This window comes from Serratia sp. H1w (assembly GCF_000633355.1).
Lineage (GTDB): Bacteria > Pseudomonadota > Gammaproteobacteria > Enterobacterales > Enterobacteriaceae > Chania.
On the sequence record NZ_AYMQ01000087.1, the window covers coordinates 1 to 16,455 of the forward strand.

Genomic DNA, 16,455 nt, shown 5'->3' on the forward strand with positions numbered 1-16,455 from the left:
ACTATTCCGCGCAGCTATTTAGCCGTGAAAATTGGCGTCTAATTACGTCGGGGAGGCCAATGTTTGATTTGTAGCCGATATCATGTTCAATTTCAGCCCAGGCGTGTTGGAGTATTGTTCTTATCTGAATTTCAATTTTGGTGTCTTTGTATTTACTGTGCTCGAATAAAGCCGATCTGTTTTTATCTAATGAAATAATATAGTGCAGTGATAAATACCCAAATCTATCTGGCTCTAGAGAAGATGCTTTGTTTATGGAGTTTTCTTTATCTACTAAAAATTCACGCTCTACAATTTCAGCAACTTTATCAACATCATCAGCGTAGTGAGTGATGATGCGAATTCCAACCACATCTGTTATCTCATCTATGTTTCTATATTTGTTCTTTTTGACTAATTTCTTTTCTAGACTATCGCGTTCTTTTACTCTTGACTCCAACGAGTGAATGGATATCCCATTGTTTAATAATAAGCTGGAAAGTAAGGACTCGAAACTTTTAGCACAAGAGTCATACTTTACTTTTTCTTTGTCAAAGGAACTGAGAATTTTTTCCATAAAAACCTCTTTTTTTTTTCAAGATAACATAATGCCGGTTGTTTCTTCAATCACCAAAGATCTCTTGATTGAGTCAATTGTCACAGTGCCTCAAGATCTTCCTATGACAACTCAATCCAAAATTTCAGAACTCGCACGAGCAGTGCGCAACCTCATCCGCATCGGTGTCGTTGTTGACGTCAATACCGATGAGGGATACTGCCGCGTCCAAACCGGCGGCAATACCACCGACTGGCTGAATTGGTTGACCTGTCGCGCCGGGCGCTCTCGCACTTGGTGGGCACCGTCAGAAGGTGAGCAGGTGCTTGTGTTGTCCCTGGGTGGCGAACTGGATACCGCCTTTGTGCTGCCGGGCATTTATTCCGATGACAACCCGCCGCCGTCAGTCTCCCCCGATGCTTTTCATGTCAGCTTTCCCGATGGTGCGGTCATTGAGTACGAGCCAGCAACCGGCGCGCTGAAAGTTACCGGCATCAAAACGGCGGACGTGACCGCCTCCGAGTCGGTCACCGTCACGGTGCCCGTGGTCACGGTCAACGCCAGCGAGAAAATCACTCTAAACACACCGGAGGTGGTCTGCACCAACAAGCTGACCACCGCCACACTGGAAGTGCAGAAAGGCGGTGAGATGAAAGGGAATATCAGCCATTCCGGCGGCACCTTCACATCCAACAACGTGCAGATAGACAACCACGGTCACGGCGGCGTGCAGCGCGGCGGTGGCTGGACGGAGGGCACAAGATGACAGCGCGCTACAGCGGCATGAACCGCGACACTGGCACCGAATTAACCGACCTTGACCATATCCGCCAAAGCGTGCGCGACATACTCATCACGCCGATTGGATCGCGGGTGATGCGTCGTGAGTACGGCTCACTGTTATCAGCCTTGATTGACCAGCCGCAAAACGCAGCGGTCAAGCTGCAAGTGATGGCAGCCTGCTACGTGGCCATTCTCAAGTGGGAGCCGCGCATCAGCCTGACGGCCATCACCTTCGAGAGCTATTTCAATGGCCAAATGGTCGTCGATATCACCGGCGTGCGCCGCGACGTAAGTGGCACATTTTCTTTAACCGTCCCCCTGAGCTGACACTATGCCTACCATTGATTTAAGCCAGCTTCCCGCCCCGAATGTGGTGGAGGAGCTGGATTATGAGAGCCTGCTGGCTGAGCGCAAAGCAACGCTGATTTCCTTGTACCCGCCAGACCGGCAGGAGGCTATTGCGCGCACCTTGGCGTTGGAGTCCGACCCTATCGTCAAGCTGCTGCAAGAAAACGCGTATCGCGAGCTAGTGCTGCGACAACGGGTGAATGAGGCTGCCCTTGCGGTGATGGTGGCCTTTGCCAGTGGTGGTGACCTTGACCAGCTCGGCGCGAATTTTGATACGCCGCGACTGGTGACCATTCCCGCCAATGACACCACGTTACCGCCAACCCCGGCGGTCATGGAATCTGATAGCGAGTATCGGCTGCGCATCCAGCAGGCATTTGAGGGTATCAGCGTTGCCGGGCCGTCGGGTGCCTATGAGCGTCATGGCCGCAACGCCGATGGCCGTGTTGCGGATGTGAAGGCAACCAGTCCGAGTCCTGCCTGTGTGACCATTTCGGTGCTGTCGCGCGAGGGGAACGGCACGGCCAGTGCCGACTTGCTGGCAGTGGTTGCTCGCGCCTTGAATGATGAGAACGTGCGCCCGGTGGCTGACCGCGTGACGGTACAGGCCGCAACCATCGTTAAGTATATTGTTGATGCGGTGCTCTATCTCTATCCAGGCCCGGAGGCGGCCCCCATACAGGCCGCAGCCGAGGCCAAGCTCAAACGCTACATCACCGCACAGCACCGGCTCGGACGTGATATTCGCCTGTCAGCCATCTATGCCGCGCTGCATGTGGAAGGCGTGCAGCGGGTGGAGCTGAAAAAGCCGCTGGCCGATATCGTTCTGGATAACACCCAGGCATCGTTTTGCGAGAAGTACCGCATCACCGTCGGGGGTTCTGATGAATAGCCGCCTATTGCCTGTCGGCTCCTCGCCGCTGGAGGCAGCCGCCGCGCGCGCCTGCGCTGAGTTGGTTCGCGTGCCGGTGCCGTTGCGTGATTTGTGGAACCCGGCAACCTGCCCACTCAATTTGCTGCCCTATCTGGCCTGGGCCTTCTCGGTTGACCGATGGGATGAAACATGGTCGGAGGTGGTCAAGCGCAACGTGGTGACCTCGGCGTTTTACCTGCACAGCCATAAGGGCACTATCGGAGCCGTTCGTCGGGTCGTGGAGCCGCTCGGCTATCTCATCAAGGTGCATGAGTGGTGGCAAACCAACGACCCGCCCGGCACCTTTCGACTGGATATTGGTGTATTAGAAACTGGCATCACCGAGGAAATGTATTTAGAGATGGAGCGGATGATTGCTGACGCCAAGCCGGTCAGTCGCCACCTTATCGGCCTCAATATCGTGCAGGACGTGAATGGCCCCATTTACACCGGCGTCGGCATTTACGATGGCGACACGATTACTGTTTACCCCGGATAAAAAGCGAGAAACCATGAGCAAATACAAAGCTATTCTGACCACCGCCGGGGCGGCAAAAATTGCAGCCGCCAGCGCAGGCGGAAAGCCCCTGAAAATTGACCGACTGGCCGTCGGGGACGGAAACGGCAAGTTACCCACGCCAAACCCGGCGCAAACCAAACTGATTAACGAGCGTTACCGCGCGGCGCTTAACTCACTGACTACCGATAAGGCTCTGCCAGACCGGCTGATTGCCGAGTTAATTATTCCGGCCAGCGTGGGCGGCTTCTGGTTGCGTGAAATGGGCCTGTATGACGCGGATGGTGTGCTGATTGCGGTCAGCAATATGGCCGAGTCCTATAAGCCAAAGCTGGAGGAGGGCAGCGGGCGCACGCAAACCCTGCGCATGGTGTTGATTGTCAGTCACACCGAGGCCATCACGCTGATTGTAAATGGCGATATGGTAACCGCGACCCGTGATTTTGTGGCGGCGGCGATTGATGACCATGCCAAGTCCCGTAACCATCCAGACGGCACAACAACTGCCAAGGGCTTTGTGCAACTGAGCAGCGTCACCAACAGCACCAGCGAGACCCTGGCGGCCACACCGAAAGCGGTCAAAGCGGTAAACGATGCTGCGGTGAAGTTGACGCAAAATCTGGCTGATTTGCCGGATAAGGCCAAGGCCCGCGCTAATCTGGGGCTAAAGTCTGCCGCCTTGTGTGAAACGGGTGAAGCTACCGGACAGGTGTTAACCGCCAACAGGGCGTTTGGCCTGGGTTTAATGCAGCCCGAGCGCAGGCATAAGCTGGCCGACCTTGGCGGGGCGAATGCTTTCACAGGGTTTACATGGTCAGCCGTTAGCGACCCGGATACGCCGCCAATTGCGGCATCTGCGGGGATTATTAACCATGCTTGGCGGCCATCGGCTACCGCTGCACCCTATGTGCTGCAACTGGCTTGGCGGCAGGGGCGCGCGGCTTTCCGCACCAAAGATTCCAACATGGATTTTCTAGGTTGGAGTGAATTACTGCATACTGGAAATGCTTATACAGCGGCGCAAAGTGATGGCAAGTATGCGCTGCGATCCATCAAGGTGAACGGTAAGCCGCTGAGTGCCGATGTCAATCTGCTGGCCGGGGATGTGAACGCCTGGAACAAGACCGAGGCAGATGCTCGTTACCTGAAACTATCAGGCGGTACGGTAAAAAGCCTGACGGTTAAAACCGATTCGACGAGCACAGAAAATACCGCGATGCTAATTACTGGCGTTGAACACACTCCTTTGATATTAAAGCGCAGCAGTGCCACCGCCAATTTATCTATCGGGTTCCAGCTCGGTGCCAGTACGCCACTATATCGGCTTGGTATTGATAATAAAAGTAATCTCTGTTGGGGTACTGAGGCAAATCAGGCTGTTAATAGCATAATCTATCACACCAACAATAAACCCTCGGCAGCGGACGTGAATGCCTGGAATAAAACCGAGGCGGATGGGCGCTATTTGATGAAAACAGGCGGCCAGTTATCCGGTATCGTGAAAACCAGTTCTGAATTTCAATCCACCAACCAAAATAACTATCGGATTATTGGAGGGAATTACGGCACATTTTGGCGTCAAGATGGAAACGCATTATATCTGCTAATGACTAACCCTGGAGACCAATTGGGTAGCTATAGCAGTCACCGTCCATTTGCCGTGTCAATGACCAGTGGTGGCGTGACATTAGGCACACAGATGACCCTGACTGATGCCAACTTTGTTAATAAAATGGGATTTGCAACCTATACTGACGGCGCAGGGAAGGTGCACCGGCAGGCTAACGGCTTGCGCCTTCGGGTGGCAGAAACCCAACTCGCCGAGTTTTATTATAATGAAACTGTTGGGCAAAGCGCCGAGGTGTCTTTGCATAATAAATACGGCACCACGGATTCCTATTTTTCGTTGCGCAATGACGGTTTGCTGAGTATCTCCGGTGTGAATCCCCAGATTAATTTCAGCGGTGGAACAGTGTATGCCAATGACGGGAATGTGTATGGCTCGGTGTGGGGTGGTTATCTAAGTAATTATATTGCCAACCAGGTTTCCACCCTGAATACTAATTTGCAGGCGTGGGTTTATAAACATTTCGCGCAAGCGGTACGTTTATCTGGGCGGGTGGTTGTTCGGGATACTGGTGGTCATATTTCATTGCCGCCAGGTTGTGTTTATACGGCAATGTCAGGCTCTAACTATGACCCTAATATCTGGGGGGCTTACTCTGCTGTCCAAGTATTAATTAACGGCCAGTGGGCCACTGTAGAAACGGTGTGATAATGAAACATTTAAAAAATCTCAAGCAATACAATCCCGACGAACCAGAGTTAGGCGCAATGGTGGCTTATCTGCGCGATGAGGATGGCAATGATTGGTATGAGCAGCAGCGGGATTTTTTACCCGATACCACCAAGATTGCCTATGATGCCGACGGCACTGTGTGGGCTGTGACGTGCGACGTTTCCATGTTGTGGCCCGTCAATTTGTCCGTTGTTGAAGTGAGCCAAAAAAACACGCCAGCCGGGCTGTCGGATGCCGGTGGTTGGATGTTTAACGGCAAGAAAATCATCCCGCGCATTTATACCCAGGCGGAGCATGAAGCACAGGCCCAGGCGCAGAAAGAAAAGCTGATGACCGAAGCCAGCGCGAAAACTCAGGCGTGGCAAACGCAACTCGCGTTGGGGATGATTACCGAGGGGGATAAAAAATCACTGATTGAATGGATGGAGTACGTGCAGAAAGTGCAAGCCATTGATGTCGGTCTGGCCCCGGATATTGTTTTCCCTGACCAGCCCGCATAAAGCAAAAGCCCGGCATAATTTGCCGGGCTTCGCTTCTTGGCGCGGCCTTTCCCTGGTGTTGTCGCGTCTGGGTAAACCCTAACCCGCCCGACCAAAACACGTCCAATCGATTAGATAGATCAATACAGACATATTGATCGGCGAAAACGATCGTAATGAAACACTCCTTCCTATCATTCCTTTGTGTTGTTGTCTGGCGGGCCTTCCAACGCCGATGACGTGCGCGCGCCCCTGCGTGGCGGCAAGCTGTCTGCACCAAACAACCACGGAGTAAACTCAATGAGTGACTACCATCACGGCGTGCGAGTCATTGAAATCAACGACGGCACCCGCGTGATTTCAACTGTTTCGACCGCCATTGTCGGCATGGTGTGCACCTCCAGCGATGCCGGCCCGGTCATGTTCCCGCTCAACGTGCCGGTATTGATTACCGATGTACAAGCGGCGGTAGGCAAGGCTGGTAAAAAAGGCACGCTGGCCGCTGCGTTGCAGGCCATTGCTGACCAATGTAAACCGGTCACGGTGGTGGTGCGCGTCGCCGAAGGCAAAGACGCTGCCGAGACCACCTCTAACATCATCGGCGGCGCAAATGCTACCGGCCAATATACCGGCATCAAGGCGCTGCTGACGGCGCAAGCGGTCACCGGCGTTAAGCCGCGCATCCTTGGTGTGCCAGGGTTAGATACGAAAGAGGTGGCCGCCGCGCTGGCGACGGTTTGCCAGTCTTTGCGCGCCTTTGGCTACATTGCCGCCTGGGGCTGCAAAACTATCTCTGATGCCATCAAATACCGTGACAACTTTGGCCAGCGTGAGCTGATGCTGATTTGGCCGGATTTCCTTGCATGGGATACCACGACAAACGCCAGTAACACGGCTTATGCCACGGCGCGCGCGCTCGGTCTGCGGGCCAAAATCGACCAGGAGCAAGGCTGGCACAAAACCCTGTCTAACGTCAGCGTTAACGGCGTGACCGGTATCAGTGCCTCGGTGTTCTGGGATTTACAGGCACCCGGCACTGATGCTGACCTGCTCAACAAAGCCGGGGTCACCACCCTCATCCGCAAAGACGGCTTCCGCTTCTGGGGTAACCGTACCTGTTCTGATGATCCGCTTTTCCTGTTTGAAAACTACACCCGCACCGCGCAGGTGATTGCCGACACTATGGCCGAAGGACACATGTGGGCAGTGGATAAGCCGGTTACCGCCACACTCATCCGCGACATCATTGACGGCATCAAGGCTAAATTCCGCGAGCTGAAAAGCAATGGTTACATCATTGATGCGGATTGCTGGTATGACGAAAGCGCCAACGATAAGGAGTCATTAAAGGGCGGGAAACTGTTTATTGATTATGACTATACGCCGGTGCCACCGCTGGAAGATTTAACCCTGCGCCAGCGCATCACCGATAAATATCTGGCCAATCTGGCCGCCGCCGTCAACAGCTAAGAGGACACCTAACGCATGGCACTCCCGCGCAAACTGAAATACCTCAACCTGTTTAATGACGGCTTGAGCTACATGGGTCTTGTCAGCTCGGTGACCCTGCCGAAACTGACTCGCAAACTAGAGAACTATCGCGGCGGCGGCATGAACGGCAGCGCCCCGGTGGATTTTGGCCTGGACGATGATGCGCTGAGTGTGGAATGGGCCATCGGCGGCCTACCTGATGATGCATTGTGGGGGCAATACGCTGCCGCCAATGCCTCGGCGGTGCCGCTGCGTTTCTGTGGCTCTTACCAGCGCGACGATACCGGCGACACGGTAGCCGTCGAGGTCGTGCTGCGTGGCCGTCACAAGGAAATTGATTCCGGCGAACAGAAGCAGGGTGAGGATACCGAGACCAAAATCACCACCCAATGCACCTATTACAAGCTGACTATTGACGGCAAGGAGCGCATCGAAATCGACACTATCAACATGATTGAACGTGTGAACGGCGTCGATATGTTGGAGCGCCATCGCCGCAATATCGGCCTGTCGTAATTTACTGGCGGTCAGCATGGCTGGCCGCACCTTTTCCCATTCAAATCAAGTGAGAGAACCCCATGAGCAACGTAGATGAAGCAGCAAAAGCCCCGAACGTGGTTACCCTGAATGTGCCGGTAAAACGTGGCGATACTGAGATTAAATCTGTCACGCTGATTAAGCCGAACACGGGCACCTTGCGTGGCGTGAGTCTGGCAGCCGTGGCGGGGGCGGAGGTTGATGCGTTAATCAAAGTCTTACCGCGCATGACGTATCCGTCACTGACCGAGAGCGAGGTCACCGCGCTGGAGTTGCCTGATATTGTGGCGCTGGCCGGTGAGGTTGTGGGTTTTTTCTCACAGAGTTCGGAACGCTAAATTTTCCCGCTGGTTTCTCGGTTGATGACCTGATGGCGGACATCGCAGTGATATTCCACTGGCCGCCATCAGAGCTTTACCCGATGAGCCTGTCGGAGCTTTTCAACTGGCGCGATAAGGCGCTCAAACGAAGCGGGCACGCGAATGAGTAACAACGTCAAGTTGCAGGTGCTACTCAAGGCCGTTGACCAAGCAAGCCGACCTTTCAAGCATATCCAGACGGCAAGTAAAACGCTGTCTGCGAACATCCGCGCAACACAGCAAGACCTCAAAAAACTGAATGCTCAGGCTAGGCGTATTGAGGTCTTTCGCGAGTCAAGTGCGCAGCTTGCCGTCACGAGTAAGGCACTAAAAAAGGCCAAGCAGGAAGCCGCCGCACTGGCGATTGCGCTGAAAAGCACAGTCAATCCCACCAATGCGCAGGTGAAAGCCATGGAAGCGGCCAAGCGGGCGGCCTCGGAGTTGCAGCTTAAGCACAACGGTCTGCGTCAATCTGTGCATCGCCAGCGCCAGGAGTTGGCGCAGGCTGGGATTAATACACGCACGCTGGCCAATGATGAGCGCAGGCTCAGGACTTCCATCAGCGACACCACTGGCCAGTTAAATCGCCAGCGTGAGGCGCTGGCACGCGTCAGTCAGCAGCAGGCTCGGCTAAGCAACGTCCAGCGGCGCTATCAGACTGGCAAGCAGTTGGCGGGCAATGTGGCAGGCATGGGCGCTGCCGGGGTAGGGATTGCGACGACGGGCCTGTATGCAGCGGGCCGGTTTATTGCGCCCGGCGTGGGTTTTGATAAGCAGATGTCGGCTACGCAATCCATTCTTGATGTGGATAAAAGTGACGAGAAACTGGTCAAAATCCGGCAACAGGCACGTGACATTGGCGGGTCGACAGCCTTCTCGCCGATGGATGTGGCGCGCACGCAAACAACGTTGGCCAAGTCAGGCTATGACGCTGATGCGGTTCTGGCTGCTACCGGCTCAACGGTAAATCTCAGTCTGGCCGCCGATGTGGATATCGCGCAAGCGGCTGACATCATCACCAACATGCAGTCAGCCTTTAACCTGCCGATGTCGGAGATTGAGCGCGTTGCGGATGTAATGACCAAGGGCTTTACCTCGTCAAATACCAACCTTGTCGAGCTGGGCGAGGCGATGAAGTACGCCGCACCGATTGCCGAGGCTGCCGGGGCCAGTATTGAAGACACCACCGCCATGCTGGGTATTTTGGCGGACAACGGCATCAAGGCATCCATGGCGGGGACGGGCACCAGCGCCATCTTTAGCCGCCTACAGGCTCCTCGTGGGCAATCACCGGCGGCACTGGGTGAGCTGGGTGTCAAGACGCGGGACGGCAAAGGCAACATGCTGCCCGTTGAAAAAATCCTTAAATCTATCCATGCGTCATTCAAGAAAAACAAACTCGGCACCGCGCAGCAGGCGGAATACCTGAAAGTCATCTTTGGTGAGGAGGCCATGAAGGGTGCCGTCAAGCTCGTTGCCGCTGCCGGTAGCGGGAAACTGGCGGAGAAGCGTGCGGCGATTGCCGGGTCGAAAGGAACCACGGACAAGGTGGCGAAAGTCCAGACCGACAACCTTGACGGGGATTTAAAAAACCTTCAGTCGGCCTGGGAAGATTTACAGATTGAGGTGTTCGAAAAGCAAGATTCAGCACTGAGAAAACTGACCCGCACGACGACGGAGTGGCTGGCCACCATTGGCAAATGGGCAAAGGAAAACCCGGAACTGACCAAAAAAATCTTCACGTTCACCACGGCCATTCTGGCCGCCATTGGCGCGCTGGGTGGGATTGGGCTGGTCGCATGGCCAGTGATTTCGGGCATTAACACAATCATAGCTGCTGCCGGGTTGCTCAGTACGGTGTTTAGCGCTGCCGGTGGGGCCATCATGGCTGTACTGGGGGCGATAACGTGGCCGGTGGTCGCCGTGGCTGCTGCCTTTGTCGCGGGCGCACTGCTTATCCGTAAGTATTGGGAACCCATCAGCGCCTTCTTTGGTGGGGTGATTATCGGTATCTCGGAGGCATTTGCGCCGATTGCCGAGTTGTTTACGCCGCTTAAGCCGATGTTTGACGCCCTTGGCGGCTGGCTCAAGCAGGCGTGGCAGTGGTTCACCGACCTGTTAAAACCGGTGAAGTCCAGTCAGGAGAGCCTTGATAGTTGCAAGAACGCCGGTGTTGAGTTTGGTCGCCGACTGGCCGATGCGCTGATGCTACCGCTTAAGGCATTCAACAAGCTGCGAGAGGGGATTAAGTGGGTGCTGGAAAAGCTGGGTGTCATCAACAGTGAATCCAGCGACATCGATAAAAAGGCGCAGAAGGCCAACGACTACGCCGCCGGGGCTAGCGGGGGTGGTTATTACCCTGTGGGTGGTGCAATGCCAGGGGCTTATGTGCCGGTCAGTGCCGGAGGTGGGCGGGCTTACACGGACAACAGCGTCAATAACTTCCATGTATCCAGCAGCCACCCCGGCGGCATGACCGAGGCGGAAACCAAGCGGATGTTGCTACAGGTGGTTGAAGACCGCGAGCGTAAAGCACGCGCTGCGCAGCGTTCAACATTGGCCAGTGATTAAGGGGGCAATAATCATGATGTTAATCCTGGGGTTGTTTGTGTTTCGCCTGCAAACGCTGCCTTACCAAACCATGCAGCGCAATGTTGATTATCGCTGGCCGTCCAATAGCCGGATTGGCCAGCGGCCAACGTTGCAGTTTCTTGGTGTCAGCGAGGAGAAAATCACGCTATCCGGGGAACTGATGCCGGAGATTACCGGCGGGAAAGTCTCGTTGCAGCTCCTTGATGTGATGGCCGCCGAGGGGCGGGCGTGGCCGATGCTGGAAGGCACCGGCACCATTTACGGGATGTTTGTGGTCAACAGTATCAGCGAGACCTGCACTGAGTTCTTTTCTGACGGTAGTGCGCGGCGCATTGAGTTTTCGCTCACGCTGACCCGCGTGGATGAATCCCTGACGGCGCTTTACGGGGATTTACGGGCACAGGCCGAGGATTTGCTCGGTCAGGCTGGAACGCTGGCAGGCAAGGCAAGTGATGCAATTGGGGGGCTGTTCTCATGATGCCGGGTTTAACGCTGGATGCGGGGACGAAAGTGGCCCCGGCCTTTATGCTCACGATGGAAGGTAAGGACATCACGCAGAACATCAGCCCGCGCTTGCTGTCACTTGCGCTGGCTGATAATCGCGGCTTTGAGGCTGACCAGCTCGATATCGAGCTGGATGATGCTGACGGTCAAGTCATGATGCCTGCGCGTGGCGCAGTGCTCGCGTTGCTGTTGGGGTGGCAGGGGCAGCCGTTGGTCAACAAGGGCACTTTCACGGTGGACGAAGTGGAGCACCGGGGCGCACCAGATACGCTAACGATTCGGGCTCGTAGCGCGGATTTTCGTGGCACGCTCAATTCACGCCGTGAGGAGTCTTATCACGACACCACGCTCGGCGCGGTGCTTGAGAAGATTGCCGCCCGTAACAAGCTGACGGCCAGAGTGGCCGAGGGGCTGGCCGGTATTGCTATCCCGCACATTGACCAAGCTCAGGAGTCCGATGCCAAATTCCTGACGCGCCTTGCCACCCGCAACGGGGCGGAGGTGTCGGTCAAAGCGGGGAAATTGCTGTTTCTCAACGGTGGCAGCGGCGTAACGGCCAGCGGCAAACCCATCCCGCAGGTGACCATCGAGCGCCGTGACGGTGACCAACATCAGTTTGCTATTGCTGACCGGGGAGCCTATACCGGCGTTACGGCCAAGTGGCTCCACACCAAAGACCCGAAAGCGCCACAAAAGAAAAAGGTCAAACTCAAACGCAAGCCGAAGGCTAAGCACCTGCGCGCACTGCAACATCCCAAGGCCACCAAGCCCACAGCCAGCAAGAAGGCACCGGCAAAACCGAAGGAGGAACGCGAGGGCGAGTATATGGCCGGTGAACCTGACAACGTGTTTGCGCTGACCACCATCTATGCCACCAAGGCGCAAGCTACGCGGGCAGCTAAGGCCAAATGGGACAAACTGCAACGCGGTGTTGCTGAGTTTTCCATTAATCTCGCCATGGGGCGTGCGGACTTGTACCCAGAAACGCCGGTGGCGGTAAAAGGCTTTAAGCGCGTCATAGACGAGCAGGCGTGGATAATCACTAAGGTAACCCACTCGCTCGGCGATGGTGGTTACACGACGGCGCTAGAGCTTGAGGTGGGGCTTTCCGATGTCGAGTACGAAGAGGAAAAACAAAGTGATGAATAATTATTAACTTGTTGTTTTATAAATAAAATATATTAAAATGTCTTTATCGAAACTGACCGGTAGAGGTGATAAATATGTTCCATTGCAACTTATGCGGCACTGCTGCACATGCCCGTTCTAGTCGTTACCTGAGCGAGAACACCAAGGAGCGTTACCATCAGTGCCAGAACGTCAATTGCGGACATACATTTGTCACCATGGAGACCGTTGAGCGGTCAATCATGTCGCCCGGCAGGGTAAACCCGGTGCTGCCTCACCCTAACCACTACGGCCAGCAAAGTATGTTGATGTAAGCAAATCGCCCCGGAAATCCGGGGCTTTTTTCGAAGTGTGGTCAATGCGTGGACACGCTTAGAAATAAATCCTTTTATTTCATATTATTAAACACTTATTGCTAGGCCGCGCAAGCGGCCTTTTTCTTTGGGAGCTACCGAACCAATCCCGGGGCGCTGCATGCTGCGCCCGTTCAGCTACATATGAACTCGCTCTCACCAAAATAACCGTGTAGGAATTGCGTAAGGAGAGTGAAAACGATCTGAAAATCGGCGTTGCTCCAATAGGCGTGCCAGGGGGGCCTTGATATAACCATGCCAGCTTTACTAAAGGGAGAGCGTTCAATGAAAAAGATCCTGTTGCTGGTGTGTTTACCCCTGTTGCTGCCGATTGCGGCTCAGGCGGCCGTATCTATTGATATCAACGTGCCCGGTGTTTCACTGCATCTTGGCGATCAGGATAAACGCGGTTACTACTGGGATGGCTACGACTGGCGTCCACCGCAGTGGTGGCATGAACATCAGGGGCGTGGCGTAGGGGAACGTAACGATCGTGGCCTGTATTGGGACGGTGGCCGCTGGCAACCGGCTCCGGCACACGGTAATGAACAGCGTGGAGGCAACCCTTTCCACGGCGATCGCCATGACAATGGCAATGTGCACAACAACCAACATGATAACGGCGGCCGTGATAATCAGCACGATCGTGGCAACGATCATGACCGTGGCAACAACAATAACGGCAACGGGCAGGGTAAACCTTACCCTGCCAATGGTAACGGTCCTCAGCGTTAATCAATTTCACGGAGGCTGGTATTGCCATCATCGTCTTGATGACCGGCAGTGCCAGCCGCTGTTTTCCCCACCATTCGTTCATTCAGACCTTCCCCTCAGCGTCCGAACCTCCTACTATTTGCTGCAAGACGTTATTTTCAGGCCATAATCCTGGCCAGTAGGGAAGTTGTGTAGTTATGCCGAGCAGTCAGACCTTCACGTTGTTACAACAGCAGCAACACCGACGCGATAAACGCTATTTGTCCTGGCTGACGCTGGGCGTCGTGCTGGCGTTTGCCTTCAGCCTGAGCGCCGGGGATCTGTGGATCTGGCCAGCGCAATGGTTGAGTGAGCCTGCACAGCTGTTTGTCTGGCAATTGCGGCTGCCACGCGCACTGGCCGTGATGCTGGTAGGGGCCAGCCTGGCGGTGGCCGGGGCGGCGATGCAGGCCCTGTTTGAAAACCCGCTGGCGGAACCGGGATTGCTGGGCGTATCCAACGGTGCCGGAGTGGCGCTAGTGCTGACGGTACTGTTCGGTAACGGCCTGTTGCCGGTGGCGCTGATGAGCATGAACGCCATCATTGGCGCTTTGGTGATGACCTTCCTGTTGCTGATGTTTGCCCGCCGTCGCCGGTTGAGTAACGCGCGTTTGCTGCTAGTGGGCGTCGCGCTGGGGATTGTGTGTAGCGCGGTCATGACCTGGGCTGTCTATTTCAGTTCGAGCCTCGATCTGCGGCAACTGATGTATTGGATGATGGGCGGTTTCGGCGGAGTGGATTGGCGGCAGAAATGGCTGCTGTTAGCCCTGTTGCCGGTGCTGCTGTGGCTATGCGCGCAAGGCAAGCCACTCAACCTGATGACGCTTGGCGAAATGCAGGCCAGGCAGTTGGGCCTTTCCCTGCATGTCTGGCGTAATCTGCTGGTGCTGGCCATTGGCTGGCTGGTGGGAACCAGCGTGGCGCTGGCGGGCGTGATTGGCTTTCTCGGCCTGGTGATCCCGCATATTCTTCGTCTCAGCGGTTTGACCAACCAGCGCTATCTGCTGCCTGGCTGTGCACTCGCGGGGGCGGGCGTGTTGCTGGTGGCGGACGTGGTGGCGAGGATTGCGCTGTTTTCGGCGGAATTACCCATCGGCGTGGTGACTGCGACGCTGGGCGCGCCACTTTTTATCTGGTTACTGGCCCGGACAAAAAGCGTAAGGTAAAGCGGCTACCGGCGATCGCCGGCGGTGTTTTTCTGTATCACCTGCAAATAAAACCAAAGGATACTATCTGATGAGCAACCCGATTTATGCCACTACCCTGCAAACCATCGAGAACCAATCAACCACGCTGGACGCCTATGCAGGCAAAGTGCTGCTGGTGGTCAACGTGGCGTCGGAATGCGGCCTGACCAAGCAATATGAAGGTCTGGAAACGCTGTATGAAACCTGGCGTGAACAGGGTTTTGCGGTGTTGGGCTTCCCCTCCAATGAGTTTCTTGGTCAGGAGCCGGGCAGCAATGAAGAGATCCTGGCGTTCTGCCGTGGCACCTTTGGCGTGCAGTTCCCGATGTTTGCCAAAATCGAAGTCAATGGCGAAGGGCGTCATCCGCTGTATCGGCAACTGATTGCCGCACAACCACAAGCCGTCGCGCCGGAAGGCAGCGGTTTCCTTGAGCGGATGAGCAGCAAAGGCCGTGCGCCGAAGCACACCGGCGATATCCTGTGGAACTTTGAGAAGTTCTTGATAGGCCGTGATGGCACGGTGATCCAGCGTTTCTCACCGGATATGACGCCGGAAGATCCGTTGGTATCTGCAGCTATCGAACAGGCTTTGGCCAAGTAAAGGAGCGACAGAACCATGCTGCAACTCAGTGAGGTTGGGGTAGAAGGGCGATTAATGTCGTTTTCGGGGCAAATCGCCGCTGGGTTGCAGGTGCATCTGATCGGCCCAAACGGTGCGGGCAAGAGTACGCTGTTGGCCAGATTGGCGGGAATGTTGCCGGGGATTGGTGAAGTCCGTCTGTCTGGCCGGTTGCTGGAGGCGTATTCAGGTGCGGAGCTGGCCAGACACCGGGCTTATCTGTGCCAGCAGCAGCCTCCGGTTACGCTGATGCCGGTGTTTCAATATCTCGCCTTGCATCAGCCCGTTGGGGCGGACGCCAATGAACTGGAAAGCACCATCCTTTATCTGGCCCGTAGCCTGAAGCTGGCGGACAAGTTATCCCGCATGTTGACCCAGCTTTCAGGGGGGGAATGGCAACGCGTGCGGCTGGCCGCGGTGCTGTTGCAGGTTTGGCCAACGATCAACCCGCAGGGCCAACTGCTGCTGCTCGATGAGCCTACCAACAGCCTGGATGTGGCACAAAAGGTGGCGCTGGATCGTTTGCTGCATGAATTCTGCCAAAGTGGCCGCAGTGCGCTGGTCTGCGCTCACGACCTCAATCATACCTTGCAACAGGCCGATCGGGTCTGGCTGTTGCAAGCAGGGTGGTTGGTGGCCGAAGGGAATACACACGATGTGATGGAGCCAGGGTTATTATCCAAGGTTTATGAAGTTGATTTTCATTTACAGGCGCTAGGAGAGCAGCGTTGGATCATGACAAAAACAGCCTAGTCATAATTTGCTGTTATTTTAATCAATAAGGACCAAAGATAAACGAAAAGTAAACGCGCCGAATATAAATAATCTCAGCGAGATCAAAATCTTCTCGAAAATCTTTCATTGTTAGTGGAAAAGCTGCGACGACCTGCTACGCTGATTACGTTCAAATAGAAACAAGTAACTAATTATAACGGCATAACATGATGATTATGCTATGAATTACTATTATTTTTCTGGCGAAATCTTACAGGATATTTCCTGAAATTCATTTCTCCCTTAAGGTTTAGTTAAGCTTGCCAACGTATATTGGCGGTTAA

19 protein-coding genes are annotated in these 16,455 nt (G+C 54.9%); 18 read left to right on the top strand and 1 reads right to left on the bottom strand.

Going from position 1 to position 16,455, the window contains the following annotated elements; translation table 11 throughout:
• Position 1: 1 nt before the first annotated feature.
• Positions 2-556, bottom strand: a complete 555-nt coding sequence (locus U869_RS0119775) for a GTP pyrophosphokinase family protein (protein WP_025119781.1) — start codon at positions 554-556, stop codon at positions 2-4.
• 103 nt (positions 557-659) lie between these two features.
• Here U869_RS0119775 and U869_RS0119780 point away from each other — a divergent pair, with 103 nt between their 5' ends.
• From U869_RS0119780 to btuD, 18 genes are all read left to right on the top strand, one after another.
• Positions 660-1,301, top strand: coding sequence for a phage baseplate assembly protein V (locus U869_RS0119780; RefSeq protein WP_025119780.1), 642 nt, complete (start codon positions 660-662; stop codon positions 1,299-1,301).
• Positions 1,298-1,645 (top strand): GPW/gp25 family protein, encoded by a 348-nt coding sequence (locus tag U869_RS0119785; RefSeq protein ID WP_025119779.1) that lies wholly within the window; start codon positions 1,298-1,300, stop codon positions 1,643-1,645. The genes U869_RS0119780 and U869_RS0119785 overlap by 4 nt, the downstream gene beginning before the upstream one ends.
• A gap of 4 nt (positions 1,646-1,649) precedes the next feature.
• Positions 1,650-2,558, top strand: coding sequence for a baseplate assembly protein (locus U869_RS0119790; RefSeq protein WP_025119778.1), 909 nt, complete (start codon positions 1,650-1,652; stop codon positions 2,556-2,558).
• Entirely contained in the window at positions 2,551-3,078 is a 528-nt protein-coding gene (locus tag U869_RS0119795) for a phage tail protein I (RefSeq protein WP_029987267.1), read from the top strand. Before U869_RS0119790 ends, U869_RS0119795 begins: the two co-directional genes overlap by 8 nt.
• Before the next feature lie 13 nt (positions 3,079-3,091).
• Positions 3,092-5,371 (top strand): phage tail protein, encoded by a 2,280-nt coding sequence (locus U869_RS30135; protein WP_025119776.1) that lies wholly within the window; start codon positions 3,092-3,094, stop codon positions 5,369-5,371.
• A 2-nt stretch (positions 5,372-5,373) separates the two neighbouring features.
• Positions 5,374-5,895, top strand: coding sequence for a tail fiber assembly protein (locus U869_RS0119805; RefSeq protein ID WP_025119775.1), 522 nt, complete (start codon positions 5,374-5,376; stop codon positions 5,893-5,895).
• A gap of 279 nt (positions 5,896-6,174) precedes the next feature.
• Positions 6,175-7,344, top strand: coding sequence for a phage tail sheath protein (locus U869_RS0119810; protein WP_025119774.1), 1,170 nt, complete (start codon positions 6,175-6,177; stop codon positions 7,342-7,344).
• Positions 7,345-7,359: 15 nt separating this feature from the next.
• Positions 7,360-7,881 carry a phage major tail tube protein gene (locus tag U869_RS0119815; protein WP_025119773.1) on the top strand — a complete coding sequence of 174 codons (522 nt, stop codon included), beginning with the start codon at positions 7,360-7,362 and terminating at the stop codon, positions 7,879-7,881.
• Positions 7,882-7,943: 62 nt separating this feature from the next.
• The gene (locus U869_RS0119820; RefSeq protein ID WP_025119772.1) at positions 7,944-8,240 is read left to right on the top strand and encodes a phage tail assembly protein; all 297 of its coding nucleotides are present in this window, start codon (positions 7,944-7,946) and stop codon (positions 8,238-8,240) included.
• A 32-nt stretch (positions 8,241-8,272) separates the two neighbouring features.
• Positions 8,273-8,392: a GpE family phage tail protein gene (locus U869_RS30970; RefSeq protein WP_071998264.1), complete on the top strand. Its 120-nt coding sequence runs from the start codon at positions 8,273-8,275 to the stop codon at positions 8,390-8,392.
• The gene (locus U869_RS0119825) at positions 8,385-10,832 is read left to right on the top strand and encodes a phage tail tape measure protein (RefSeq protein WP_025119771.1); all 2,448 of its coding nucleotides are present in this window, start codon (positions 8,385-8,387) and stop codon (positions 10,830-10,832) included. Before U869_RS30970 ends, U869_RS0119825 begins: the two co-directional genes overlap by 8 nt.
• Positions 10,833-10,845: 13 nt before the next feature.
• Positions 10,846-11,331 carry a phage tail protein gene (locus U869_RS0119830; protein WP_025119770.1) on the top strand — a complete coding sequence of 162 codons (486 nt, stop codon included), beginning with the start codon at positions 10,846-10,848 and terminating at the stop codon, positions 11,329-11,331.
• Positions 11,328-12,506 (top strand): phage late control D family protein, encoded by a 1,179-nt coding sequence (locus U869_RS0119835; RefSeq protein WP_025119769.1) that lies wholly within the window; start codon positions 11,328-11,330, stop codon positions 12,504-12,506. Before U869_RS0119830 ends, U869_RS0119835 begins: the two co-directional genes overlap by 4 nt.
• A 74-nt stretch (positions 12,507-12,580) precedes the next feature.
• Positions 12,581-12,799, top strand: coding sequence for a DNA-binding transcriptional regulator (locus U869_RS30975; protein ID WP_071683683.1), 219 nt, complete (start codon positions 12,581-12,583; stop codon positions 12,797-12,799).
• A gap of 324 nt (positions 12,800-13,123) precedes the next feature.
• Positions 13,124-13,573, top strand: coding sequence for a DUF2502 domain-containing protein (locus U869_RS0119840; protein ID WP_025119768.1), 450 nt, complete (start codon positions 13,124-13,126; stop codon positions 13,571-13,573).
• Between the two features lie 176 nt (positions 13,574-13,749).
• Positions 13,750-14,757 (top strand): vitamin B12 ABC transporter permease BtuC, encoded by a 1,008-nt coding sequence (btuC, locus tag U869_RS0119845; RefSeq protein ID WP_025119767.1) that lies wholly within the window; start codon positions 13,750-13,752, stop codon positions 14,755-14,757.
• Positions 14,758-14,827: 70 nt separating this feature from the next.
• Entirely contained in the window at positions 14,828-15,379 is a 552-nt protein-coding gene (locus U869_RS0119850; protein WP_025119766.1) for a glutathione peroxidase, read from the top strand.
• Positions 15,380-15,394: 15 nt separating this feature from the next.
• A complete protein-coding gene (gene btuD, locus U869_RS0119855) occupies positions 15,395-16,150 on the top strand; it encodes a vitamin B12 ABC transporter ATP-binding protein BtuD (protein ID WP_025119765.1) in 756 nt (251 codons plus the stop codon).
• Positions 16,151-16,455 lie beyond the last annotated feature (305 nt).

Coding starts and splice junctions, on each gene's coding strand:
- U869_RS30975 (WP_071683683.1), top strand. CDS start 12,581: ATGTTCCATTGCAACTTATGCGGCACTGCTGCACATGCCCGTTCTAGT.
- U869_RS0119780 (WP_025119780.1), top strand. CDS start 660: ATGACAACTCAATCCAAAATTTCAGAACTCGCACGAGCAGTGCGCAAC.
- U869_RS0119805 (WP_025119775.1), top strand. CDS start 5,374: ATGAAACATTTAAAAAATCTCAAGCAATACAATCCCGACGAACCAGAG.
- U869_RS0119795 (WP_029987267.1), top strand. CDS start 2,551: ATGAATAGCCGCCTATTGCCTGTCGGCTCCTCGCCGCTGGAGGCAGCC.
- U869_RS0119835 (WP_025119769.1), top strand. CDS start 11,328: ATGATGCCGGGTTTAACGCTGGATGCGGGGACGAAAGTGGCCCCGGCC.
- U869_RS30970 (WP_071998264.1), top strand. CDS start 8,273: ATGGCGGACATCGCAGTGATATTCCACTGGCCGCCATCAGAGCTTTAC.
- U869_RS0119830 (WP_025119770.1), top strand. CDS start 10,846: ATGATGTTAATCCTGGGGTTGTTTGTGTTTCGCCTGCAAACGCTGCCT.
- U869_RS0119790 (WP_025119778.1), top strand. CDS start 1,650: ATGCCTACCATTGATTTAAGCCAGCTTCCCGCCCCGAATGTGGTGGAG.
- btuC (WP_025119767.1), top strand. CDS start 13,750: ATGCCGAGCAGTCAGACCTTCACGTTGTTACAACAGCAGCAACACCGA.
- U869_RS0119815 (WP_025119773.1), top strand. CDS start 7,360: ATGGCACTCCCGCGCAAACTGAAATACCTCAACCTGTTTAATGACGGC.
- U869_RS0119840 (WP_025119768.1), top strand. CDS start 13,124: ATGAAAAAGATCCTGTTGCTGGTGTGTTTACCCCTGTTGCTGCCGATT.
- U869_RS0119825 (WP_025119771.1), top strand. CDS start 8,385: ATGAGTAACAACGTCAAGTTGCAGGTGCTACTCAAGGCCGTTGACCAA.
- U869_RS0119785 (WP_025119779.1), top strand. CDS start 1,298: ATGACAGCGCGCTACAGCGGCATGAACCGCGACACTGGCACCGAATTA.
- U869_RS0119850 (WP_025119766.1), top strand. CDS start 14,828: ATGAGCAACCCGATTTATGCCACTACCCTGCAAACCATCGAGAACCAA.
- U869_RS0119775 (WP_025119781.1), bottom strand. CDS start 556: ATGGAAAAAATTCTCAGTTCCTTTGACAAAGAAAAAGTAAAGTATGAC.
- U869_RS0119820 (WP_025119772.1), top strand. CDS start 7,944: ATGAGCAACGTAGATGAAGCAGCAAAAGCCCCGAACGTGGTTACCCTG.
- btuD (WP_025119765.1), top strand. CDS start 15,395: ATGCTGCAACTCAGTGAGGTTGGGGTAGAAGGGCGATTAATGTCGTTT.
- U869_RS30135 (WP_025119776.1), top strand. CDS start 3,092: ATGAGCAAATACAAAGCTATTCTGACCACCGCCGGGGCGGCAAAAATT.
- U869_RS0119810 (WP_025119774.1), top strand. CDS start 6,175: ATGAGTGACTACCATCACGGCGTGCGAGTCATTGAAATCAACGACGGC.